25 protein-coding genes are annotated in these 22515 nt (G+C 67.4%); 10 read left to right on the top strand and 15 right to left on the bottom strand.

What is annotated here, in order from left to right; translation table 11 throughout:
- Nucleotides 1-22: 22 nt before the first annotated feature.
- Nucleotides 23-967: an asparaginase domain-containing protein gene (locus BW971_RS17815; protein WP_076482382.1), complete on the bottom strand. Its 945-nt coding sequence runs from the start codon at nt 965-967 to the stop codon at nt 23-25.
- A gap of 182 nt (nt 968-1149) precedes the next feature.
- On the opposite strand from BW971_RS17815, the gene BW971_RS17810 reads away from it, so the two are divergent.
- The gene (locus BW971_RS17810; protein WP_076482485.1) at nt 1150-1677 is read left to right on the top strand and encodes a WKL family lipoprotein; all 528 of its coding nucleotides are present in this window, start codon (nt 1150-1152) and stop codon (nt 1675-1677) included.
- Nucleotides 1678-1726: 49 nt separating this feature from the next.
- On the opposite strand, the gene BW971_RS17805 is transcribed toward BW971_RS17810, so the two are convergent.
- Nucleotides 1727-2713, bottom strand: coding sequence for a hypothetical protein (locus tag BW971_RS17805; RefSeq protein WP_143690447.1), 987 nt, complete (start codon nt 2711-2713; stop codon nt 1727-1729).
- Nucleotides 2714-2746: 33 nt separating this feature from the next.
- Here BW971_RS17805 and lspA point away from each other — a divergent pair, with 33 nt between their 5' ends.
- From lspA to dnaE, 5 genes are all read left to right on the top strand, one after another.
- On the top strand, nt 2747-3370 hold the full coding sequence (gene lspA, locus BW971_RS17795) for a signal peptidase II (RefSeq protein ID WP_076482484.1): 624 nt from the start codon (nt 2747-2749) through the stop codon (nt 3368-3370).
- The gene (locus BW971_RS17790) at nt 3370-4296 is read left to right on the top strand and encodes an RluA family pseudouridine synthase (protein ID WP_076482376.1); all 927 of its coding nucleotides are present in this window, start codon (nt 3370-3372) and stop codon (nt 4294-4296) included. The genes lspA and BW971_RS17790 overlap by 1 nt, the downstream gene beginning before the upstream one ends.
- Nucleotides 4293-4970, top strand: coding sequence for a hypothetical protein (locus tag BW971_RS17785; RefSeq protein WP_076482374.1), 678 nt, complete (start codon nt 4293-4295; stop codon nt 4968-4970). Before BW971_RS17790 ends, BW971_RS17785 begins: the two co-directional genes overlap by 4 nt.
- Nucleotides 4967-5968 carry a serine/threonine-protein kinase gene (locus BW971_RS17780; protein WP_076482372.1) on the top strand — a complete coding sequence of 334 codons (1002 nt, stop codon included), beginning with the start codon at nt 4967-4969 and terminating at the stop codon, nt 5966-5968. Before BW971_RS17785 ends, BW971_RS17780 begins: the two co-directional genes overlap by 4 nt.
- A gap of 154 nt (nt 5969-6122) precedes the next feature.
- On the top strand, nt 6123-9659 hold the full coding sequence (gene dnaE, locus BW971_RS17775; protein WP_076482370.1) for a DNA polymerase III subunit alpha: 3537 nt from the start codon (nt 6123-6125) through the stop codon (nt 9657-9659).
- A gap of 7 nt (nt 9660-9666) precedes the next feature.
- Here dnaE and BW971_RS17770 read toward each other — a convergent pair whose 3' ends face one another.
- On the bottom strand, nt 9667-10167 hold the full coding sequence (locus BW971_RS17770; protein ID WP_143690446.1) for a hypothetical protein: 501 nt from the start codon (nt 10165-10167) through the stop codon (nt 9667-9669).
- A 55-nt stretch (nt 10168-10222) separates the two neighbouring features.
- Between BW971_RS17770 and BW971_RS17765 the strand changes: the two genes are divergently transcribed.
- Complete coding sequence (locus BW971_RS17765; RefSeq protein WP_076482368.1) at nt 10223-10804, top strand: TetR/AcrR family transcriptional regulator; 582 nt, start codon at nt 10223-10225, stop codon at nt 10802-10804.
- Here the strand turns inward: BW971_RS17765 and BW971_RS17760 are convergent.
- The gene (locus BW971_RS17760) at nt 10790-11362 is read right to left on the bottom strand and encodes a P-loop NTPase family protein (protein WP_234974466.1); all 573 of its coding nucleotides are present in this window, start codon (nt 11360-11362) and stop codon (nt 10790-10792) included. The genes BW971_RS17765 and BW971_RS17760 overlap by 15 nt on opposite strands.
- A 57-nt stretch (nt 11363-11419) precedes the next feature.
- Nucleotides 11420-11815: a DUF4345 domain-containing protein gene (locus tag BW971_RS17755; protein WP_076482366.1), complete on the bottom strand. Its 396-nt coding sequence runs from the start codon at nt 11813-11815 to the stop codon at nt 11420-11422.
- 80 nt (nt 11816-11895) lie between these two features.
- On the opposite strand from BW971_RS17755, the gene BW971_RS17750 reads away from it, so the two are divergent.
- Nucleotides 11896-12504 (top strand): TetR/AcrR family transcriptional regulator, encoded by a 609-nt coding sequence (locus BW971_RS17750; protein ID WP_076482364.1) that lies wholly within the window; start codon nt 11896-11898, stop codon nt 12502-12504.
- 36 nt (nt 12505-12540) lie between these two features.
- On the opposite strand, the gene BW971_RS17745 is transcribed toward BW971_RS17750, so the two are convergent.
- From BW971_RS17745 to BW971_RS21730, 8 genes are all read right to left on the bottom strand, one after another.
- Nucleotides 12541-13284: an SDR family oxidoreductase gene (locus tag BW971_RS17745; RefSeq protein ID WP_076482362.1), complete on the bottom strand. Its 744-nt coding sequence runs from the start codon at nt 13282-13284 to the stop codon at nt 12541-12543.
- Nucleotides 13281-13778: an RrF2 family transcriptional regulator gene (locus tag BW971_RS17740; RefSeq protein ID WP_076482361.1), complete on the bottom strand. Its 498-nt coding sequence runs from the start codon at nt 13776-13778 to the stop codon at nt 13281-13283. Before BW971_RS17740 ends, BW971_RS17745 begins: the two co-directional genes overlap by 4 nt.
- A gap of 124 nt (nt 13779-13902) precedes the next feature.
- Complete coding sequence (locus BW971_RS17735; protein WP_076482359.1) at nt 13903-15051, bottom strand: HNH endonuclease signature motif containing protein; 1149 nt, start codon at nt 15049-15051, stop codon at nt 13903-13905.
- A gap of 139 nt (nt 15052-15190) precedes the next feature.
- Nucleotides 15191-15697, bottom strand: coding sequence for a tetratricopeptide repeat protein (locus BW971_RS17730; RefSeq protein WP_076482357.1), 507 nt, complete (start codon nt 15695-15697; stop codon nt 15191-15193).
- 12 nt (nt 15698-15709) lie between these two features.
- Nucleotides 15710-16288 carry a hypothetical protein gene (locus BW971_RS17725; protein ID WP_076482355.1) on the bottom strand — a complete coding sequence of 193 codons (579 nt, stop codon included), beginning with the start codon at nt 16286-16288 and terminating at the stop codon, nt 15710-15712.
- A 64-nt stretch (nt 16289-16352) separates the two neighbouring features.
- Nucleotides 16353-16865, bottom strand: a complete 513-nt coding sequence (locus BW971_RS17720; RefSeq protein WP_076482354.1) for a DinB family protein — start codon at nt 16863-16865, stop codon at nt 16353-16355.
- Between the two features lie 72 nt (nt 16866-16937).
- Nucleotides 16938-17345: a VOC family protein gene (locus BW971_RS21735; RefSeq protein ID WP_076482352.1), complete on the bottom strand. Its 408-nt coding sequence runs from the start codon at nt 17343-17345 to the stop codon at nt 16938-16940.
- Entirely contained in the window at nt 17342-17617 is a 276-nt protein-coding gene (locus tag BW971_RS21730) for a hypothetical protein (protein ID WP_083710266.1), read from the bottom strand. Before BW971_RS21730 ends, BW971_RS21735 begins: the two co-directional genes overlap by 4 nt.
- A 186-nt stretch (nt 17618-17803) precedes the next feature.
- Between BW971_RS21730 and BW971_RS17705 the strand changes: the two genes are divergently transcribed.
- Nucleotides 17804-18241 carry a nitroreductase family deazaflavin-dependent oxidoreductase gene (locus tag BW971_RS17705; protein WP_076482350.1) on the top strand — a complete coding sequence of 146 codons (438 nt, stop codon included), beginning with the start codon at nt 17804-17806 and terminating at the stop codon, nt 18239-18241.
- Between the two features lie 51 nt (nt 18242-18292).
- On the top strand, nt 18293-19612 hold the full coding sequence (gene ilvA, locus BW971_RS17700) for a threonine ammonia-lyase IlvA (RefSeq protein ID WP_076482348.1): 1320 nt from the start codon (nt 18293-18295) through the stop codon (nt 19610-19612).
- A 3-nt stretch (nt 19613-19615) separates the two neighbouring features.
- Here the strand turns inward: ilvA and BW971_RS17695 are convergent, their stop codons facing one another.
- Both BW971_RS17695 and treZ read right to left on the bottom strand, forming a co-directional pair.
- Nucleotides 19616-20677 (bottom strand): LLM class flavin-dependent oxidoreductase, encoded by a 1062-nt coding sequence (locus BW971_RS17695; RefSeq protein ID WP_076482347.1) that lies wholly within the window; start codon nt 20675-20677, stop codon nt 19616-19618.
- A gap of 61 nt (nt 20678-20738) precedes the next feature.
- Nucleotides 20739-22514, bottom strand: a complete 1776-nt coding sequence (treZ, locus tag BW971_RS17690) for a malto-oligosyltrehalose trehalohydrolase (RefSeq protein WP_234974465.1) — start codon at nt 22512-22514, stop codon at nt 20739-20741.
- Nucleotide 22515: the final 1 nt, after the last annotated feature.

Raw genomic sequence — 22515 nt, 5'->3', positions numbered from 1 at the left:
GATCACCGGTGCTGCCGAACGCTCAACCCGATCGGGTGAAGAAGTCGGCGACGTCGGCGATACCCGCGCCACGGGACAGCAACTCCTGCAGCACGATACGTGCCTGTGGGGCTCGTAACCACGTCGAGAGCACCGCCCCCGCCGCGAGCAGATCGACCGCGCCCCCGCCACCGCCATAGGTCGCCAGGACCTGACCGTGGGGTACGCGGCTGCACAGCACCACGGCAACACCTCCGCCGATGGCGGCGGCCAGTGCCGCCACGGTGTCGGGATTGGTGTTCCCCGATCCGGAGGTCATCACCACCAGCCCGGTGGTGCCCCGGTTCACCGCGTCGCGCACCAGTGCCCCGTCCGACCCCGGGTAGAGGGCCAACAGTTCCACCCGTGGGGTGTCGGCGCGGTCGTCGAACGCCAGTAGCGGACGGGGTAGGTCCGGACGCACCACGTCGAAGGCGTGTCCGCGCACCGTGCTGGCTTTGAACAGACCGCGCGCGGGCAGCACGGTCCTGCCCAGTGCGACCACGACCCCGCGGTCGCGGTGGGCGGGATCGGCGGCCAGCGCGATGGCCGCGGCGACGTTCGCGGGGCCGTCGGCGTCGGGATCGTCAGCGGGCAGCTGCGCCCCGGTCAGCACAACCGGGCGGGCGTCGTCGTGGGTGAGGTCGAGCAGGATCGCGGTCTCCTCCATGGTGTCGGTGCCGTGGGTCACCACCACTCCGAGCACGTCGTCGATCAGGGCCTCCCGAACCGCCGCGGCGATCGCCAACTGATCGACGGGCAGCAACGCCGAACTGTCCTTGGCCAGCACGTCACGGGCCAGTACGTCTCGGACACCGACGGGGATGCCGGTGGGGGATTCGGCCACCAGCTGCGCCCCGGTACGGGTGGGTATCGCCCCCGCCGCGGTATGCGTGCTCGCGATCGTCCCGCCGGTGCTCAGCACCACCACCTGGCCGCCTGTCGTCACGGTGTCACTGTTTCCCCGGTGGCCGTCGAGGTCAAATCCGGTGGGCTGCCACGCGGACCGGGATCGACCCGTCGCGCGACGGGCCTGGGCTACAGTGGTCGGCGATGTCGGCGTCCTACGGCGTCCGGCCGGCAGTCAGATCAGTGCCCGCGGGCACTGCACGATCGAACGAAGGACGGATCTTGAAGCTTCAGAAGCTGGTCACCGCCGGGATGGCGGTGGTCGCACTGGTGACCATCTCCGCATGTTCCGACAGCGGGGACGACGCCGACTCGGCCCCCACCACCACGACGTCGGCTGCGACGTCGACGAGTGAGGCCGCGGGGAACGCCGCCGCGGGGGTGACCGATGCGTCGAAGCCGCCGACCGCCGCGGCGTTGAACGCGATGCTGACCAAGGCTCTCAACCCGGACATCCCGAACAAGGACAAGACCGACCTGGTCCAGGGGTCGGAAGCCGATCCGACGATCTTCGACAAGTTGGTCAAGGCAAAGAAGGACAACCCGGGCGTCACGTACAAGATCCTTCCGGGTGTCACCAAGTCCGGCACCAACACCGCCAAGGCGCAGATCCAGATCACGCTGCCGGGCAGCCCGCCGCAGAGTGGTGACGCGCAGATCGTCTACGACAAGGGTCGCTGGAAGCTGGCGAAGTCCACGGTGTGTCCGTTGCTGCAGGCCAACAACGTCAAGACCGCTCTCTGCTCCTGACGTCTCACCGGTGTGCACGATGACCTCCTCGGGTGTCCACCCGGGGAGGTCATCGCGTGTTCCACCGCTGTTCGAAGGTCGTCTGCTGGACCAACGGTGTGCTGCCCTCCGCACCGCTCAACGAGCGGGCGTTGACGATGCGGGTGTCACCCGCCACGGGTAGTCCACGGGTGAGGTCGATGGTGACCGACCCCTGGCCGGAGGTGCGGTAGCTGTCGATGGTCAGGTTCTGGCCGTTCGGCAACGAATATCGGGAATCCTGGGGTTGCTCGTCGACGGTGAAGTCGATCGACACCAGGTCACCGTCTCGGTGCGTCAGGATGGCGGTCACCGTCTGGGTCAGTCGCACCGGACCGGCGAGCGTGCGGGTCGCGACCCACCGGGCACCGACCCCCATCGGCTGCGACGGCAGCGTCACCGCTTCCTGCATGGTCTGCACCAGGGTCTGCTCCAGCGTGGACCGGCCCGCATCGGTGGCGGTGGTCGCGGGCAGCACCTGCAGCGCGACCGGTGCGTATCCCGCCGACAGCGACACCCCGAATCGGGTACCCGCCACGGTCTGCACGTCGGTGCGTTGCGATGCGTCGTCGGTGGTCGCTGCGAGCACCGTCGCCGCGACGTCGTCGGACGCGTCGCATCCGCGCTGTACGGCCAACCGGAACCCGACCGTCTGATTCAACTGCGACCCACCCGCGGCAGCGGACGGTACCGCGGACGCGGACGTCCCGGGGTCCATGGTCGTCGCGGTCGAGGTGGCCGACAGCGTCACCTTCTGTACTGCGTCGCGGTCGGGTCGGCGTTGCAACGATGCCGGGGCGCTGCCGGGGGTCTGAACGGTGACGTCGGCCGCGGGGACGGGAATGGTGGCCGCACCGGGCTGCGCCGCCACCGGTGACGTCGTACATCCGGTGGGGGCCGTAGCAGAGGTCGGGGCCGGGCCGCCACCGGAGGATCCGCAGGCGGTCAACGCGAGCAGCCCCGCCGCAGCGGTCGTCAACGCTCGGGCGGTCGTTGTTCGGGGGCTGGAGGGGAACACCCGGTCAGGCTAGCTGTACGACCCGTGACGACCATGCGGGATGATGGTCGGGTGACGAGCGAACACCAGGACACCTCCAGGCCCGTCGAGCCGGAGAGTTCGACCGCCGTCGGCGGTAAGCGCGCCGCGTTGGTAGCACTGGGCGGGATCGCGGCCCTGGTGCTGATCGGTGACATCATCACCAAGGCGGTGGTGGTCGCGACCATCGATCCCGGCCGCCCCGTGTCCGTCGTCGGCTCCACGGTCACCCTGCGGATGGTGCGCAACAGCGGTGCCGCCTTCTCGATGGCCACCGGGTACACCTGGGTGCTGACGCTGGTGGCGGTCGGCGTGGTCATCGGCATCATCCGATTCAGCGGTCGGCTGCGGTCGGCATGGTGGGCGGTCGGCCTGGGACTGGTGCTCGGCGGTGCCGTCGGCAACCTGGTGGACCGGTTGTTCCGGGCGCCCGGACCGCTGCGTGGCCACGTGGTCGACTTCATCTCGGTGGGTTGGTGGCCGGTGTTCAACGTGGCCGACTCCGCGGTGGTGTGCGGTGCGGTCCTGCTGGTGGCACTGACGCTGTTCGGGGTCGAGCTCGACGGCAGCCGTCGGCCCGCAGATGGAGAGTCGGCAGACGAGGAGTTGGCGGACGGGGAGCGGGGAGACGGGAGATGATGCGGGAGAGCCGGTCGATGCCGGTACCCGACGGTGTCGACGGGATGCGGCTCGACGCCGGGGTCGCCCGCATCCTCGGACTGTCGCGGACGGTCGCCGCAGCACTGGCCGACGACGGCGATGTCAGCGTCGACGGTGTCGCGGTCGCCAAGTCACACCGCCTCGCCGCGGGGGCCTGGCTCGAGGTGACACTGCCCGAGCCACGTCAACCGCTCCAGATCGTTCCGCGGCCGGTGGAGAACATGCGGATCATCTACGCCGACGACGACATCGTGGTGGTGGACAAACCGGTCGGGGTGGCGGCGCATCCGTCGGTCGGGTGGACCGGGCCGACGGTCATCGGCGGGCTGGCCGCCGCCGGGTTCCGCATCTCGACCAGTGGTGCACAGGAGCGGCAGGGCATCGTGCACCGTCTCGACGCGGGTACGTCGGGGGTGATGGTGGTCGCGGTCAGCGAACGCGCCTACACGCTGCTCAAACGAGCCTTCCGCGACCGGACCGTCGACAAGCGTTATCACGCGCTGGTGCAGGGACACCTGGATCCGCCCGGTGGCACCATCGACGCCGGCATCGGCAGGCATCCGGGTAACGAGTGGAAGTTCGCCGTCACCGCAGCTGGCAAACCCAGTGTCACCCACTACGACACCCTCGAGATGTTCGCCGCGGCCAGCTTGCTCGACGTCCACCTCGAGACGGGGCGAACCCATCAGATCCGCGTGCATTTCTCCGCATTGCACCACCCGTGCGCCGGTGACCTGGTCTACGGTGCCGACCCGGTGCTGGCCACACGGCTGGGGTTGGAACGACAGTGGTTGCACGCACGGGCGCTGTCGTTCGCGCATCCCGCGGACGGGCGGCTGGTGGAGTTCACCAGCGACTACCCCGAGGATCTGCAGCACGCGCTCGACGTACTCCGCGAGGGATGACCCGGTCCGGTGCGGCGACGGTGATGACGGTGGCGGTCGTCGCGGCATTGGTCGTGGGCGGTTGCTATCTGCTCGGGCGGACCCATCCGCCGCGTGCCACGCCCGTCACGGGCGATGTGGTCGGTCCCGACACCGGGGAATCGGTGTCCGACTACCTCGCGCGGGCGCGGCAGACGCTGACGGCGGTGCCGACGGACGACGCGATGCCGCGATGGGCGTTGATCTCGTTGCGCGATCCGCTGACCGACGGACAGGTGGCGCCCGTGGTGTCCCCGGTGTCGCTGTCGCAGGTGGTCCTGCACGTGGCGATCCCCGGTGTGCGCACACCGGTCACCGTGGAACCTGCAGGCGTGTCCGCGATCGGGACGGCACGCGATCGCGCGATCGGGGAGTTGATGACTCGTAACGACCCCGACCCGGACGGGAGCCGCGACCAGCGGATCGCGGCGGTGACGATCAGTCGTCTGCGTTCGGGGTGTGCCTGCGTGATCGCGCTGGTCGTCCGCGGGTCGCCGGATCGGTTGCGGACCGTGGCCGCGGATCCGCGGGTGCGGGCGGTGGAGGTTCTCCCTGCCGACGCCGCGGGCGGATTGTTCGCCGTGCGCACCCTGTTGCCCGAGGACACCTCGAGTACCGGACCTGCCGCCGACACCGCAACGGTTCCACCGCCGTGACCGCGTTGCCTCCCGGGTTTCGGCTGGCCGGTTACCGCGTCGAGCAGATACTGGGTCGGGGTGGGATGGGGATCGTGTACCTCGCCCGCCACCCCGAGCTACCCCGCAGCGACGCGGTGAAGGTGTTGGACACCGCCACGGCGGGCCCGGACGGCGAGGCGTTCCGAGCGCGGTTCCTGCGCGAGGCCGAGATCGCCGCGGCGCTGGATCATCCGCACATCGTCACCATCCACAACCGCGGCACCGAGGGTGACCGATTGTGGATCGCGATGCAGTACGTCCCGGGTACCGATGGGGCACGTGAGCTTGACAGGTTGCGGGCCGGGTTGGGGTTGCGCCGATCGCTGCGGGTGGCCGCAGAGGTGGCCGGCGCGCTCGATCACGCGCATGGTCGGGGCTCGTTGCATCGTGACGTCAAACCGGCCAACATCCTGCTCGCCGCGACCGACGGTCGCGGGGACGAACGGGCCCTGCTGACCGACTTCGGTCTGGCCAAGATCGTCGACGACGCCGGTGACCCCACGGTGGCGGGCACGGTGTTCGTCACCCCGTCGTACGCGTCACCGGAACAACTGCGCGGCGATCGCTGTGACGCGCGCACCGACCAGTACTCGCTGGCCGCGAGTCTGTTCCATCTGATCTGCGGTCAGACCCCGTTCCCCGGAGCGACGACCGCAGAGATCATGAGGGGTCATCTCGCCGACCCGGTGCCGCGGCTGTCGTCGCGCGCCGGGGATGTGCCGCCCGAGGTGGACGCGGTGATGGAGCGGGCCATGGCCAAGGACCCCGACCACCGATTCGCCGGCTGTGGTCAGTTCGTGGCGGCGTTGACCCAGGCGGCGTCCACCCCGCGCGCGGCGTATGCGCCCACCCGACAACGTCCGGTCGCCCGACCCGTCGTCGCACCACCACGCGGACCGGTCCCGACGGCGGTGATCCTGGCGGCGCTGATGGCGCTCGGGGTGGTCACCGCGGCGGTGTTGTACCTGGTGTTGTGACCGTCTTCCGACGACCGGGCCCACCCGTGGAAACCCGTCCGTCTCATCCGTCACTCTCGGTCGTGTCGATTCGGGGGTGTCGGAGGGTGCGCCTAGAGTTGTCGCGAGACGTTGACCGGACCGGGCTGTTGACCAAACTAGGTGAGAGGCGTTCGTGGCCGATTCATTTGTTCACCTGCACAATCACACCGAGTACTCGATGCTCGACGGTGCGGCGAAGGTGGATCCGCTGTTCGCCGAGGCGCAACGCCTGGACATGACCGCGATCGGCATGACCGACCACGGCAACATGTTCGGTGCCAGTGAGTTCTACAACGTCGCCAAGAAGACCGGCATCAAGCCCATCATCGGGATCGAGGCGTACGTCGCCCCCGAGTCCCGCTTCAACACCAAGCGCGTGCTATGGGGCAACCGCGACCAGAAGTCCGACGACGTCTCCGGTAGCGGCGCGTACACGCACATGACGATGGTGGCCGAGAACGCCACCGGGCTACGCAACCTGTTCCAACTCAGTTCGCTGGCCTCCATCGAGGGGCAACTCGGCAAGTGGTCGCGGATGGATGTCGACCTCATCGCCGACCACGCCGAGGGCATCATCGCCACCACCGGCTGCCCGTCCGGAGAGGTACAGACCCGCCTGCGACTCGGTCAGGTCGACGAAGCGCTGGCCGCCGCGGCGAAGTGGCAGGAGATCTTCGGCAAGGACAACTTCTACCTCGAGCTGATGGAGCACGGCATCGAGATCGAGAGCCGCGTACGCGCGGGTCTCCTCGAGATCGGTCGCAAGCTCGGGATCAAGCCGTTGGCCACCAACGACTGCCACTACGTCACCCGAGACGGTGCATCGACGCACGAGGCGCTGTTGTGCGTGCAGACGGGTAAGACGCTGTCGGATCCCACCCGGTTCAAGTTCGACGGCGACGGCTACTACCTGAAGACGGCCGCGGAGATGCGCGAGCTGTGGGATCGCGAGGTCCCGGGTGCGTGTGATTCCACGCTGGAGATCGCCGAGCGGGTCACCAGCTATGAGGAGGTGTTCACCCACCGCGACCGGATGCCGGTGTTCCCGGTGCCCGCGGGGGAGACACAGGAGACCTGGCTGCGTCGGGAGGTGTTCGAGGGTCTCGAGAGTCGATTCAGTGGCACCGACGTGCCCACCGAGTACTCCGACCGCGCCGCATACGAGCTCGACGTGATCATCCAGATGGGGTTCCCCGCCTACTTCCTGGTGGTCGGAGACCTCATCAAACATGCCCACGAGGTGGGGATCCGGGTGGGTCCCGGCCGCGGTTCGGCGGCCGGTTCGCTGGTCGCCTATGCCCTGGGCATCACCAACATCGACCCCATCCCGTACGGACTGCTCTTCGAGCGATTCCTGAATCCTGAACGCGTGTCGATGCCGGACATCGACATCGACTTCGACGACCGCAGGCGCGGTGACATGGTCCGCTACGCCACCGAGCGATGGGGTCGTGACAAGGTCGCCCAGGTCATCACCTTCGGAACCATCAAGACCAAGGCGGCGATCAAGGACTCGGCGCGCGTGCAGTTCGGCCAGCCGGGTTTCTCGATCGCCGACAAGATCACCAAGGCGCTGCCCCCGCCGATCATGGCCAAGGACATCTCGGTCAAGGGCATCACCGATCCCGACAACGAGCGGTACGGCGAGGCGTCCGAGGTCCGCGCGTTGATCGAGACCGACCCCGAGGTCAAGCAGATCTACGACACCGCTCTCGGACTGGAGGGTTTGATCCGAAACGCCGGGGTGCACGCCTGCGCGGTGATCATGTCCTCCGAGCCGCTCACCGACGCCATCCCGGTGTGGAAGCGGGCGCAGGACGGCGCCATCATCACCGGTTGGGACTACCCGTCGTGTGAGGCCATCGGCCTGTTGAAGATGGACTTCCTGGGGCTGCGCAACCTCACCGTCATCGGTGACACCATCGAGAACATCGCGGCCAACCGCGGTGTCGACCTCGATCTCGACGCCGCCGCCCTCGACGACCCCGCCACCTACGAGCTGCTGTCCCGCGGTGACACCCTCGGTGTGTTCCAGCTCGACGGCGGCCCGATGCGTGAGTTGCTGAAACGTATGCAGCCCACAGGTTTCGAGGACATCATCGCGGTCATCGCGCTGTACCGGCCCGGCCCCATGGGCATGAACGCCCACAACGACTACGCGGACCGCAAGAACGGTCGCCAACAGATCAAGCCGATCCACCCGGAGTTGGAGGAACCGCTCAAGGAGATCCTGGCCGACACCTACGGTCTGATCGTCTACCAAGAGCAGATCATGCAGGTTGCGCAGAAGGTCGCCGGGTACTCCCTCGGACGAGCCGACATCCTGCGTCGCGCAATGGGAAAGAAGAAGGCCGAGGTACTCGCCGCCGAGTTCGAGGGCTTCGAGCAGGGCATGAAGGACAACGGGTTCTCGGCGGCGGCCATCAAGGCGTTGTGGGACACCATCCTCCCGTTCGCCGGCTACGCGTTCAACAAGTCACACGCCGCCGGATATGGGTTGGTGTCGTTCTGGACGGCGTACCTCAAGGCGAACTACCCGGCCGAGTACATGGCGGGTCTGCTCACCTCCGTCGGCGACGACAAGGACAAGGCCGCGATCTACCTCGCCGATTGTCGCAAGATGGGCATCACCGTGTTGCCGCCGGACGTCAACGAGTCGGCGCGCAACTTCGCCGCGGTCGGTTCCGACATCCGCTTCGGCCTCGCCGCGGTCCGCAACGTCGGGACCAACGTGGTGTCGGCCGTCTTGCGGGCCCGTGACGAGCGCGGGAAGTTCGCGAGCTTCTCCGACTACCTGTCGAAGATCGACGTGGTGGCCTGCACCAAGAAGGTCACCGAGTCACTGATCAAGTCCGGCGCCTTCGACTCGTTGAACCATCCGCGCAAGGGGCTCTTCCTCATCCACTCGGATGCGGTGGACGCGGTCCTGAGCACGAAGAAGGCCGAGGCCATCGGCCAGTTCGACCTCTTCGGCGACAGCGGTGGCGAGGGTGTGGCGGACGACGCCTTCGCGGTCAAGGTCCCCGACGACCACTGGGACAGCAAACATCAGCTCGCGCTGGAACGAGAGATGTTGGGCCTCTACGTGTCCGGTCACCCGCTCGGTGGAATCGAGCACGTGGTCGCCGCGCAGACCGACACCTCCATCACCTCGCTGCTGGAGGGCAATGTCTCCGACGGTGCACAGATCACCATCGGCGGCATCATCTCCTCGGTCACCCGACGGGTGAACAAGAAGGGCGAGCCGTATGCGGTGGTCACTCTCGAAGACATGGTCGGCGGGGTGGAGGTCTATTTCTTCCCGCGGTCGTATCAGGCGTACGGATTCGAGATCGTGCCCGACGCGGTGGTACTGATCCGGGCGCGGGTGAACGTGCGCGACGACGGCATGATGATCAGCGCCAACGATCTCGCCGTTCCCGATCTCTCACAGGTGGGGACGGCCAAACCGGTCAGTCTGACCATGCAGACGCGGCTGTGCACCGCCGACCGGGTGAACGCACTCAAGCAGGTGCTCGCGCGACACCCGGGTACCGCAGACGTGCACGTGCGTCTGATCAGCGGCGACAAGGCGACCACGCTGCGATTGGCGGAGAAGCTCCGGGTCACCCCGAGCTCGGCGTTGATGGGCGATCTGAAAGCCCTGCTGGGTCCTGGCTGCCTGAGTTGACCGGTGGTCAGGCGAGACGGACCACTCCGCGCCGCCGTAACCAATAGCCGTACGTCGCAATCAGTTCCAACGGACCCCAGGCGACGATGGGTAGGTAGCAGGCGCTCATGACCCACAGGGCGAGCCCGCTCACGTGTCCCTGATCGGGGCGGGACCCGGTGAGTACCTGCGACGTCATGGAGATCGTGAACAGATAGGTCACGGCCAGGCCGCCGAGCGTCGCCACCACGATCACCGGCACGACCGGGATGTCGTGTCCGCGCCATCGTCGTCCCCATGGGCTGGCCAGGCCCACGGTGAGGTAGGACGTGCCGAGCTGCACCACGCTCAGCCCGAAGACGTAGGCATAGTTCACCAGGTGCTCGTCACCGAGTTCGTAGTCGCGCAACGACTCCGTACCCGGGAGACATCCGGTGATCATGAGCACCCGCCACACCGCCGACGGCACGGTGACCCAGAACGTCGCCCACGCCACCGGTAGCAACCAGCGCGGGTGGACCAAAACCAATTTTAGAGGAGGCATTCTAGTTCGCACACTCATAAACTAACGCTAGGGTGTCGGTGTGGCAAGACCCCGTAAGTTCTCGGAGGACCAGATCCTCGACGCCGCCGCACAGGCGTGTCTCGACCACTGGCGCGATGCGACGGTGGCGAACGTCGCTGCGATCACCGGTGCGCCGATCGGATCGATCTATCACCGCTTCGCGTCGAGAGACGCGTTGTTCGGCGCCCTGTGGGTCCGGTCGATCACGCGATTGCATGCCGGTCTGATGGCCGCGGCCGCCGTCGACGACCCCCGCGAATCCCTGGACGCGATGACGGTGCACATTCCCCGGTTCTGCCGGTCCAACCCGTTGGACGCGAAGGCGATGACCCTGTACCGACGCGTCGATCTGGTCGACCTCGTCCCGGAATCTCGACGGCACGAGGTGGAGACCATCAACGACGCCATCGACGCGACATTGCGTACGGTCACCGCGCGGCGCTACGGGCGGCTGACCGAGCGCCGTCTCCGGCTGGCCCGGGTGGCGACGCGCCAGGGACCGTATGGATTGATTCGTCCCTTCGTGGGTGGCGACATCCCGCGCGAATACGACGCGATCTGCGTCGCGTCGGCCCGCGGGATCCTGTCACTGGGTGACTGACGCCCTCGTGAGCGGGCCGGCGATCCAGTGTTCGAGATCCCGCGGTGTGCTCAGGTGCACGATGGGCAGGGTGGGGTGCCGCGAGGCGACCTCGGCGACGCGCTCCTCGAACGTGTGTCGGGTGGCGATCGCCCACCGGATGATGTGGTCGGGGTCGGTGACGATCGTGTGCAGTGGGGGTTCGACGTTCCCGTTCCACAACACTTCTCGGTGTAGACGACGTCGCACGGTGCGTCGGGTGACCCGGGGCAGGGTGACCGTCCAGAACGGGTAGTGGAGCCACACCATCAGGTCGCATCGTTGCGCGATGAGCGGCCGGGCGTGGGCGTACTGCCACTCGGTGACCCACTCGGGGGCTGCCACCAGCGCGCGCACATCGGCAACGAAATCGGCCCGAGGTATCCAGTCTGGTCCGTGGTGCAGCGCGTCGATCTCGGTGTGAGGTGCGCCCACCATGTCGGCGATCCGGCGGGCCGCCGTGGTCTTGCCGGCGCCGGAGACGCCTGCGACGGCTACCCGGCGCGGCCGATGGCCGATCGTGTCACCGTGATCCAGCACGCGTCGGAGTGTACGCAGCCGCCACGAAGGTGTCGGTGTCCGACAGGCATAGCGGACCTACGGCGTGGCGACGCCGACGATGCCGCGTTCGATGCGGCGAAGAACCAGCAGATGGACGACGGGGATGATCAGCTCGACCGGGATCATGACGACGTAGAACCAGCTCGGTGCACCCGCGACCACCCACGCCAGCAGTCGGGCCAGGCCACCGACGAAGAACAGCACACCGAGGATGTCGATGATGCGTGCCCTGCCGATGACGTCGCCCGCGGCCCAGACGAACGCGATCCCGTATGCCGCGAACAGGACGTTGAAGAACCGCAGATCGGATTCCATCGTGGCATTGACACGACCACCGCCGATGTAGGTGGTCTGCCCGAACAGTAGGTGGGCCAGCGCGATACCGATGACGACAACGCCGAACACCCTGAGCCAGATCATGAAGACGCGCATGGGCACCCCACCTGTTTGACAGTCGTATAATAAGATCGACGCTAGAGGATCTCCTCGATGTTGACAAGACCTAGACTTCGATGGTGACCAGCTATCGGATGAGCCCGACCGCACGGCGCGGCCAGCTGCTCGACACTGCGCAACAGCTGTTCACGTCCGAACCGTTCGAGGACGTGTCGATGAGCCAGATCGCGACACGCGCGGGCGTGACCCGGGCGCTGGTGTACCACTACTTTCCGACCAAGGCCGAACTTTTCGCGGCCATCTGGAGCCGCTCACACGACACCCTCGGCGCAACCGTCGACTTCGATCGAGCCGGCACGGTGCGTGACGGCCTGGTGTCGACCTTGGCCGCCCATCTCGACTTCTACGAGCGGCATCTGCCGTTGGTGTTGATCGCGAACCGGAGTTCCATCGCCGCCACACCCGTTGTCCGCGAGCCGTTAGATGCCACGTTTGCCACGCTGTGCACGGCTGTGCTCGACGCCGCGAGCGCATCGGGGACCGAGCGCCGCCTGGCACAGACAGCCTTCCTCGGCTGGATTGGTTTCGTCCGAGAGGCCACGCTCGCAAGCCTCGTCGACAACACCATCACGCCTGCCGAGAACCTCGACATGTGCGTCACCGCGCTCGACGCCACCGTCGGCGCCCATGTGGACCTGCGCGTCGTACCCGCACACCCCCGGTGACTCCGCGGCGGTATCGCGCACCGGGCCGAGCCGACGTCACGCCGTCCGGCCGGCCACCCACTCGTCGGGGGTGGGTCCGAGCAGCTCGGCCCCGGATGGAGCGAGTAGGACGCCTCGGGCCAACTCCGGGACGAACGGCTCCACGGTGACGACGGGGCGCGGATCACCGGTCGCCGTCAGCAGCCCACGTGTGAGGTCGGGAAGGTGGATGATGTCAGGTCCCGCGACCTGCCGGTCCCGTTGGTCGGTGGTGGCGTGGACCAGGACCTCTGCCACCGTCGCAACAGCGATCGGCTGAACGAGCCAGTCCTGCACGCGCACCTCGTCGTCGCTGACGGCCACCGCGGCCGGGTTCAGCGCGAACTCCATCCACTGCGTCGTCCGGATCACCGTGTGGGGCAGCGGCGTCGACCCCAACACCTCCTCCTGGGCACGTTTGGCGAGGTAGTAGTCGAAACCGTCGAAGGCGGGCTGATGGATGTTGCAGATGGACAGATGGACGAGGTGTCGCACCTTTGCCGTGGCGCAGGCCTCCGCGAGACGTCGAGTGGAGGCCGCGAAGGCGGATACGACGTCCAGACCGGCGTCTGCCGTGGGGAAGGGGTTGGAGGCGTCGATCACGACGTCGATGCCGCGCAGTCCTTCGTCGAGACCTGCGCCGGTGTGCAGGTCGACCCCGGTGGCGCGCGAGAGCCCGCGCACGTCGTACCCGGCTCGCCGTGCGGCGGCGGTGGTGGCCTCACCGGCCGTGCCGGTGGCTCCGAGGATGGCAATCGTCACTGGTTCTCCGTCAGGGTCGGTTTCGGGCTCGTCGCCTCGATGATGCGGGTGCGGGCTGCGGCGTTCATGTTGGCTGCCAGCGCGGCGATGGAGACGTCGCGCAGGGACGATCTCCAGGCGTCCTCTGCCTGACCCATGGCGCGGTTGATGCCACACAATCCCCGAGCGAGAATCACCTCCCGCTGGTCGGCGAAGACTCCCTGGCACCGGATCTCGTTGCATCGAAACAGGGTTCGAGTGCCGTCCAGTGCGGTCACCACGTCGTGCAGGGTGATCTGCTCCGCGTCTCGGTCGAGACGGAACCCGCCGTTCGCGCCTCGCGCCGAGGTCACCATGCCTGCCGTCGCGAGCTTCTGTAGATGTTTGTTCAGGTACGTCGGCGACAGGTCGAACAGGCGCGCCAGACCTGCGCTCGACAGGGGACGGTCCTCACCCACGACGTGGAGGACGAGCAGCGCATGCGCTGCCCACTCGACACCTTTCGGCAACTCCATGAGTCTGGACAGTACATATCTGGATATCACATGTCCAGATCAATGATCATGGTGTGGTGGTGATGTGTTGGTCGGTGTGGTGGTTGGTCCAGGTGATCCGGCGGTGGTGGTCGATGGTGGGTATTCAGTCGCCGTGGTGTTTTCGGTGGTGGTCGGGGGTGCAGATTGGTGCGAGGTTGCGGTTGATGGTGAGTTTGCCGCGTCGGGGGTCGTTGTGGTCGAAGGGGGTGATGTGGTCGATGTCGCAGTCCTCGGCGGGTGTGTCGCAGAAGGGGTATCGGCAGGTGCGGTCGGTGGCGAGGATGTCGGCGATCAGTGCTCGAGATGGCCGGTAGGTCAGGGCGCTGGGCGTGATCTCACGGTTATCGCCACTGTCGGGAACGAGGTGGTCGGCGAGTGTGGGGTCGGTGGTGCCGTAGCGGCCGAGGTGGGCGAGGTGACCGGTACGGAGGGTGAGGGTGGTGGCCACGGGTGCTGATGGTGTGGGCGCGGTGGTGACGGCCGCGGCGGCCGGGCACTGCGAGGTGGTGCAGTCGCGGGCGAGGGTGGTCATGCCCTGGATGTCGGCCAGCGCGGCGACTCGCCGTTGGCGTGTCGATCGTGAGTCGTGTTCGCACAGGCGCTGCGTGATGAGGGTGGTTATGCGCTGACGGTGGTGTTCGCCTTGGGCGGCGGGGATGCAGCCGTCGAGGGTGGAGTGGCCGTGGCGGTCTTTGGTCACCCGGATGTTCTGGTTGTTGGTGAATTTCTCGCGGTCGGCGGCGGCTTTGTCGGGATCGAGCTCGATGATGAGTGCGTCGAGTCGGTCGCGCAGCGTGGTGTCGGTGAGTGGTTCTCGGGCCAGTGCGATGGCGTCGGACTGGGCGTGGTCGAGATTATCGGTGTGTACGCCGGTGAGTGTGGTGGCGAGGAGGTGGGCGCGGCGGTAGCTGAACTGTCCGTCGAGGTAGGCGGAGAGGATGATCGGTAGGTTGTCGCGCTTGGCGCCGAGGGCGAACCAGGAACCGGCCATGGTTTTCGACACCCCGAATTGCAGTGAGATCTCGCCGGTGCAGGCCTTGTCGGCGTGGTGGCCGATGTGCGGGTTGAGTTCGTCGGTGCGGGTGAGGATGTCGTGGAATCGTGCCAGACCGATGCGGTAGGCGGAGAGGATGGTGCGTGCGTTGGACTGGCGCTCGAGGCGTTGGGAGTCGTGGCCGGCGGCGATGAGATCGACGACCGGTGATGTGGACAACAGCCCGTCGTCGACGGTGGTGTCGGTGTAGGTGAACATGCGAGACAGCTTCCGGCGCAGAAGGATCAGAACGTCATTCCGTGAAGCCCGCGTCAGCTAAGTTCTACTACTACCCATGCTACCTGCGAGGTCCGACATCGAGCATTGACCGAGTGGTCGTGGGCTATCGCCACACGGCTCACCCGTCCAGGTCGGACAGATACCGTGCGTTGCCACGGATGGCGGCGGTGTACCGCGCGATGTCCGCCGTCGGGACATGGTCGGCGATCACCAGCAGTAGCTCCGCGAGCGCGGCGTCACGACGATCCATCGAGTGAAGCGTCAACGCCCGGAACACTTTCAGTGCGGCCAGATCCGGATCCGCATCGACGGCCCTGTCGAAGACGGCCAGCGATTCGGCGCCGCGGCCGAGATTGCGCAGGGTGCTGCCGTACTGCAGCAGACAGCGCACTCGCAGGTCGCCGTCGAGTCCCAGGTCGAGAGCGCGTTCGTAGAAGCCCAGGGCCAGCTCTTCCGCGCCCGCAGTGTCATGGGCGCCGCCCATCTCGTAGTTGACCCGCGCGTTGTCGGGGTGCAACCGCAGCTGCCGCTCGAGGGCATCGACGGTCGGCTGCATGTCGTCGCGGTCACGGGCGGCAACGATGTCGTCGAGAGTGTGCTCGAGGTCGCGATCCGTGTCGGTCATCAGGCCAGCCTGTCAGATCACGACCCGGCGGCGAGTGGTCACCACGCCGATCACCACCGTGCACACGGTGATCTGGTAGGCCACGAAGATCCACGTCGTGGGGTGCCAGTCCGTGATCGTCAGGAGGGTGATCACCGCACCGACGCCGATCAGGAGGTAGAACAGCACGTTCTCGGTCCGTGGCAGTTTCCACGCCTTCACCACCGTGGGAGCGGCGGCGAGGGCATCGGCCGCGACGGCGACGACTACGGCGATGGGAGCGTCGCCCATGCCCCACCAGACCACCAAGGCGATCACCGCAAGTGCGGCGCAGGTCCGGTCCGACCGGCGCAGGTCCGTGTAGTGGTGGCGAGTGCTCAGCGCCGTGATAAGGACGATGGTTGGCCCCACACCCGCGCTCAGCGTCATCACCGCGGGCAGCCCGACGCCGGCGTCGAGTTGGGCGGCGAACGCGATGAGCGGCGCGGTTGCCCACAGCGTCCAGGTCACCAGATTCGGTCGGGCCTCGCCCACCGCGGTGGACGTGGCATACCGGACACTGCCGATCAGCCCGAATGCCGCGCCAAGGAGGACCCAGTGCTGGTTCAGCATCGCTCGGTGTACGCCTCCACGCGGCCGCGCAGACCACGTGGAGAGTCACCGACCGATCCGGCTGTCACCGTGTGTCCGGCTCCTGACCCACCTGACCGTCGGCGAGTTCCCGCAGCAGGTCGAGGTGGCCGAGATGCCGTGCGGTCTCCTCGATCATGTGCTGGATGATCCAGCGCAGCGACATCGGGCGGGTGACCGCCATCTCGTCGAGACCACGACCCGCGATCGCGGCGTCGCACAGTGCCGTCTCGGTGCGGTAGGCGGTGATCAGTTCGTCCACGCTCACCGACGGGTCCACCCGGAACTCGGCGTCGGGATCCTCCTCGGACCATCCGTAGTCGAGGTCTTCGGCGCCGGCGAACACCTCCCGGAACCAGGACCGTTCCACGTCGGTCAGATGATTCACCAGACCCACCATGGTCAACCCCGAGGGCATGCTGGTCCGGTGCGCGGCATCGTCGGAGCAACCGGCGACCTTCCAACACACGAGGTCGCGTTGTCGGGCCAGGAACTGTAGCAACGATTCCCGCTCACCCGCGGTGGGCAAGGTATCGGTCACGGTGAGGTCTGCGGTCATGGACGTCGGTATAGAGCCGATCGGGCCCGGTTGGCAAGTCTTTTCCCGAATGACGGTCGTTTCCGTGCGAACTCACTGCACCAACAGGCAGAACGGATGTCCGCCGGGATCCGCGAGCACACAGAGCGGCTCCTCGGGATCGTCGGACCGGTCCTGCAGCAGACGCGCGCCGAGATGTTCGGCGCGTCGCCGCTGGATGTGCAACTGGTCGACCGATGCGACCCGGAAGTCCATGTGCATCTGCATGGGGACCGTCTCGGCGGGCCAGGTGGGTGGGGTGGTCTCGTGCTTCTGTTGGACGGCCAGCACTCGGTTCTCGGCGTCGTCGAGCAGCACCAACCACACGGCGGCTTCGTCACCATCACCGCGGATCTCATCGCCCCGCCGATAGTGCAGGCCGAGCAACAGCCGGTAGAACTCGGCGAGGCCGCGACAGTCCTGCGCGTCGATCGCGGTGTGCAGCAGTACCGGGTGGTTCACACCGACGGTCGGTACTGATGCCGGGTGCGCTGCACCCACCACACCATGACCGTGCCCGCGGTGACCACCCACGCCGTGAGTTCCGCCGATCCGGTGCCAACGCCGACCGCGGCGAGCAACACCGCGGCCACCATCAGCGCCTGGACCTTGTAGAGCGGCCACGCGACGCCGGCGATGAGTACCGTCGGGAGGGTGGAAGTGGTGGTGCGGGCAGCTCGCCGGAGGGTCGAGGCGCGGAAATCGGCCGAGCCGAAACCGGATGTGACCGTCATCGCTGCGACCTCCCTGTCGATCCAGATCGTGGTGGGTGAACTTCGAGGGCATGGATGGCCGATCCCTCGTGTTCACCCACTATAGGGGATACCGCCGCAAAATGTTCGGTACACCGAAAACTGGAATGCAGGGTATACGAAACAGCAGGTCACCAGCCTGTGCACACAACACGAAGGAGTCATGAGATGCCGCTGAGTGGTGAGTACGCGCCGAGTACGTCGGACTGGGCCCGTGAGCAGGCGGAGAAGTACGAGGCGTCGGGTGGCACCGAGGCCACCGAACTGAAGGGTATGCCGGTGGTCGTGCTGACCACTATCGGCAACAAGTCGGGCAAGTTGCGCAAGACACCCTTGATGCGCGTCGAACACGAGGGTGTCTACGCGGTGGTCGCCTCCTTGGGTGGGGCGCCCAAGAATCCGGTCTGGTACTACAACGTGGTCGCCGACCCGCACGTCGAACTGCGTGACAAGGAAGAGGTGCACGACCTCGTGGCCCGCGAGGTCACCGGCGAGGAGAAAGCGACCTGGTGGGAGCGCGCCGTCGCCGCCTACCCGCCCTACGCGGACTACCAGCAGAAGACGAGCCGCGAGATCCCCGTCTTCGTCCTCGAACCCGCCTCCTGACCCGGCCGACCTCGTGGTCGATCGACGGGGCGGCGGTGAGACGATGGTCGGGTGAGCACTCAGGAGTCCGTCGTGCAGACACCCGAGCCGGTCGTCACCGCCGCCGCCGTCGAGGGTGCCGCTGCGCGAATCGCCCCGGTGGTGTCCCGCACGCCGCTGGAGCTGCATCCTCGCTTGTGTGAGATGACCGGAGCGCAGGTCTATCTCAAGCGGGAGGATCTGCAGAGCGTCCGCTCGTACAAGATCCGCGGTGCGTACAACGTGATGGCCCAGCTCAGCGACGCCGAGAAGGCCGCAGGGGTTGTCGCCGCGAGTGCCGGTAACCACGCCCAGGGGGTCGCGTACGCGTGCAAGCGGATGCAGGTGCAGGGCCGGATCTACGTCCCGACCACCACACCCGCTCAGAAGCGTGACCGCATTCGGTGGCACGGCGGTGCCTGGGTGGAACTGATCGCGGCGGGTGACACCTACGACGCCGCGGCCGCGGCCGCGCAGGCCGATGTCGCACGAACGTCGGCCACCTGGATCCACGCCTTCAACGACCCTCGGACCGCGGCCGGTCAGGGCACCATCGCCCGCGAGATCGTCGAACAACTGGGACGGGCTCCCGATGTGCTCATCGCCCCGGTCGGCGGTGCGGGATGTGTGGCCGGGATGGCCGCGTACCTGCGTGCCGCGTCCGACGAGACCTGCATCGTGGGGGTGGAACCGGCGGGCGCGGCATCTCTCGCCGCGGCCCTGCGAGCGGGTGGCCCGGTCACCCTCGACACGATCGACCCGTTCGTCGACGGCGCCGCCGTCAAGCGCATCGGCGACGTCGGGTACTGGACCCTCGCCGGTTTCGGGGCGCGCGTCGCCACCACCCCGACGTCACCCGAGCCGGGGCAGTTGCTGGTCACCGACGTCGACGAGGGAGCCATCTGCTCGGTGATGCTGGAGCTCTACCAGAACGAGGGGGTCATCGCCGAACCCGCGGGTGCCCTGTCGGTGGCCGGCATGCACGAGTTGCGATTACAGCCCGGGTCGACCGTGGTCTGCCTGCTGTCCGGTGGCAACAACGACGTGTCGCGCTACGGCGAGATCATCGAACGTTCGCTGGTGCACCGCGGCCTCAAGCACTACTTCCTGGTCGCGTTCCCGCAGGAACCCGGTGCGCTGCGTCGATTCCTCGACGAGGTGCTCGGCCCCGGGGACGACATCACGCTGTTCGAGTACGTCAAACGCAACAACCGGGAGACCGGGCAGGCGCTCGTCGGCATCCAGCTCTCCGAATCCGACGGTCTCGGACCGCTGATGGATCGGATTCGGACCAGCCGATTGCAGTGTGAGCGACTGGAACCCGGCTCACCGGCCTATCGTTACCTGACCTGAGGCTCAGACCGCGGCCGGGGCGAGGTCACGCAGCACCTCTGCGACGATGCGGTGCGAGCGGACACGTGCGTCGAAGTCGGCGACGGTGGAGTTGATCATGATCTCGTTCGCGCCGGTCGCCGAAAGCACGCCACCCAGCTGATCGGCCACCCGCTCCGGTCCGCCGACGATCCAGGCCGACGCGCTGGGCGCGATCGACGACTCCTGCAACGGCGTCAACGGGTGTCGTGCGGCCTCCTCGGCGGTGGGGTAGCGACCGGGGGCTCCGGTCCGGAGTCGCGCCATCGCCAATCGCTGTGACCCGGCAAGATACTGTGCCTCGGCGTCGTCGTCGGCGGCGATCACCGTCACGGTGATCATCGCGTGCGGCTCCTCGAGCACACCGGGCCGGAAGTGGTCCCGGTAGGCCTGCATCGCAGGCATGGTCTGCTGCGGTGCGAAATGCCGGGCGAAGGCGAACGGCAGACCCAACATCGCGGCCAACTGTGCGCTGTAGGTGGATGAACCGAGCAACCAGATCTCCGGGTCGGCGCCCAGACCCGGCGTCGCGGTGATGGCCGAGTACGGGTGGTCGTCGGGGTACCCGCCGGTGAGGAACGCACGCAGCGAGGCGAGTTCGGCGGGAAAATCGTCACCGCCCAGGGACTGGCCGGGTTCCGGTCGCCGCAATGCGTGCATGGTCACCTGATCCGTGCCGGGTGCCCGCCCGAGCCCCAGGTCGATGCGGCCGGGGAAGAGGGCGTCCAGGGTGCCGAACTGCTCGGCGACCACCAGCGGGGCGTGATTGGGCAGCATGACTCCACCCGAACCGACCCGCAACGTGGAGGTCGCGGCCGCGACCTGACCGATGACGATCGCCGGGGCGGCACTGGCGATGCCGGGCATCGAGTGGTGTTCGGCCAACCAGAAGCGGTGATAACCGAGCTTCTCCACCTCCTGGGCGAGGCGGACGGAGTTGTGCAGGGCGGTGCCGATGGGTGCGGTGTCGGAGCCGGACCCATCGGTCGCCGGATCGTCGGCGATGACGGGTGCGAGATCGAGTACGGAATGATGCAGTTCAGCCACGTCCGTGTGCAACGACGGCGCGGCCTGCGCTATTTCACCGTCGTGGTACGACTCGCGACACCTAGGGCAGACGGCGCCCGACGACCACACTGTGTCCGGTGAGAGTCGTACGCGGTCCGTCGGTGCTGACGGGGTGCCATTCGAGCAGTGGTTCCAGTGCGATGTCGACGGTGACCGGTTCGGCACCCAGGTTGCACAGGACGGTGTGCCCCCCGCGGTGCAGGGCGAACCATCGCGCGTCCGGGTCGAAGTCGGTGTCCACCGAGGCGAAGGTCCCGGCCGCGAAGTCCGCGATCTCGGTGCGCAGCGCGATCAGACGTCGGTAGAAGTCGAGAACGTCGCGGTGACCGGACGTCTCGACCTCCGACCAGTCCAGCTTCGACCGGCGGAACGTCTCCGGATCCTGTGGGTCGGGGATCTCCGCGGCGTCCCAGCCGTGGGCGGCGAATTCGGCCTTACGCCCTTCCGCGGTGGCCCGGCCCAGTTCGGGCTCCGGATGGGAGGTGAAGAACTGGAACGGCGTGGAGGCGGCCCATTCCTCACCCATGAACAGCATCGGGGTGAACGCCGACAGCAGCACCAGCGACGCCTTGATCGCCAGCTGACCGTGATCGAGGTAGGCGCTGGGTCGGTCACCGACCGCCCGGTTGCCGATCTGGTCGTGGTCGCAGGTGTAGACGACCAGAGCCGTCGCCGGTGTGGCGGCGGTGTCGATCGGCCGCCCGTGTCGTCGACCGCGGAACGACGAATAGGTCATGGCGTGGAAGAACCCGCGGCGCAGCACCGTAGACAGCGTCTCGAGGCTGCCGAAGTCGGCGTAGTAACCCTGCCGCTCACCCGACACCGCGGTGTGGATGGCGTGATGGACGTCGTCGTCCCACTGCGCGGTCATCCCCAGACCGCCGCGGTCGCGTGGGGTGATCATCCGCGGGTCGTTCAGATCGCTCTCGGCGATCAGGGACAACGGCCTACCGATCCGGGCGGACAACGCGTCGGTTGCCGTGGCCAATTCCTCCAACAGGTGCACCGCGGTCCGGTCGACCAGGGCGTGCACCGCGTCCAGCCGGAGGCCGTCCACGTGGAACTCGTCGAACCAGCGCAGCGCGTTGTCGATGATGTAGCGACGCACCTCGTCCGAACCCGCCTCGTCCAGGTTGAGGGACTGTCCCCACCCGGTGGACGCCTCGGTCAGATACGGCCCGAATCGGGGCAGGTAGTTGCCCGAGGGTCCGAGATGGTTGTAGACCACGTCGAGCACCACCCCGAGACCACGGCCATGACAGGCGTCGACGAATCGCGCGAAACCCGCAGGCCCGCCGTACGGTTCGTGCACGGCGTACCAGCCGACGCCGTCGTATCCCCAGTTGTGGTCGCCGTTGACCGCGTTGACCGGCATCACCTCGACGAAGTCGACGCCGAGCTCGACCAGGTGGTCGAGTCTCTCGGCGGCGGCGTCGAAGGTGCCCGGCTCGGTGAACGTGCCGACGTGCATTTCGTAGAGCACCGCACCGCTGACCGATCGACCCACGTAGTCGGCGTCGGTCCACAGGTCGGGATCCACCGTGAACGTGCGGCCGGGTGCGTGCACACCGGCGGGTAGCCAGGGGGCGCGGGGGTCGGGAACGGGGGACTCGTCGTCGACGGCGAAGGCGTAGGTCGCGCCGCGGTCGATCAGCGCGGCCGCCTCGTCGGGCGCGGTGAACCATTCGCCGTTCCGATCCGCCGCGAAGGTTCGCGGTTCGGAACCGTCGGCGGTGACGACGACGTCGACGGAGGTGGCGGTGGGTGCCCAGACGGACACGGCATGCGGAGCGGACGCGGTATCGGGACCAGACACG

This window comes from Williamsia sterculiae (genome assembly GCF_900156495.1).
Taxonomy (GTDB): domain Bacteria; phylum Actinomycetota; class Actinomycetes; order Mycobacteriales; family Mycobacteriaceae; genus Williamsia_B; species Williamsia_B sterculiae.
The sequence above is the reverse complement of the archived record's forward strand: the minus strand, read 5'-3'. Positions and strand labels throughout refer to the sequence as shown.

What these genes read in the sequence shown, in the direction of transcription:
- lspA (WP_076482484.1), top strand. Translation starts at nt 2,747, where the DNA reads ATGCGGGATGATGGTCGGGTGACGAGCGAACACCAGGACACCTCCAGG.
- BW971_RS17790 (WP_076482376.1), top strand. Translation starts at nt 3,370, where the DNA reads ATGCGGGAGAGCCGGTCGATGCCGGTACCCGACGGTGTCGACGGGATG.
- BW971_RS17785 (WP_076482374.1), top strand. Translation starts at nt 4,293, where the DNA reads ATGACCCGGTCCGGTGCGGCGACGGTGATGACGGTGGCGGTCGTCGCG.
- BW971_RS17755 (WP_076482366.1), bottom strand. Translation starts at nt 11,815, where the DNA reads ATGCGCGTCTTCATGATCTGGCTCAGGGTGTTCGGCGTTGTCGTCATC.
- BW971_RS17750 (WP_076482364.1), top strand. Translation starts at nt 11,896, where the DNA reads ATGGTGACCAGCTATCGGATGAGCCCGACCGCACGGCGCGGCCAGCTG.
- BW971_RS17740 (WP_076482361.1), bottom strand. Translation starts at nt 13,778, where the DNA reads ATGGAGTTGCCGAAAGGTGTCGAGTGGGCAGCGCATGCGCTGCTCGTC.
- BW971_RS17735 (WP_076482359.1), bottom strand. Translation starts at nt 15,051, where the DNA reads ATGTTCACCTACACCGACACCACCGTCGACGACGGGCTGTTGTCCACA.
- BW971_RS17730 (WP_076482357.1), bottom strand. Translation starts at nt 15,697, where the DNA reads ATGACCGACACGGATCGCGACCTCGAGCACACTCTCGACGACATCGTT.
- BW971_RS17725 (WP_076482355.1), bottom strand. Translation starts at nt 16,288, where the DNA reads ATGCTGAACCAGCACTGGGTCCTCCTTGGCGCGGCATTCGGGCTGATC.
- BW971_RS17720 (WP_076482354.1), bottom strand. Translation starts at nt 16,865, where the DNA reads ATGACCGCAGACCTCACCGTGACCGATACCTTGCCCACCGCGGGTGAG.
- BW971_RS21730 (WP_083710266.1), bottom strand. Translation starts at nt 17,617, where the DNA reads ATGACGGTCACATCCGGTTTCGGCTCGGCCGATTTCCGCGCCTCGACC.
- BW971_RS17705 (WP_076482350.1), top strand. Translation starts at nt 17,804, where the DNA reads ATGCCGCTGAGTGGTGAGTACGCGCCGAGTACGTCGGACTGGGCCCGT.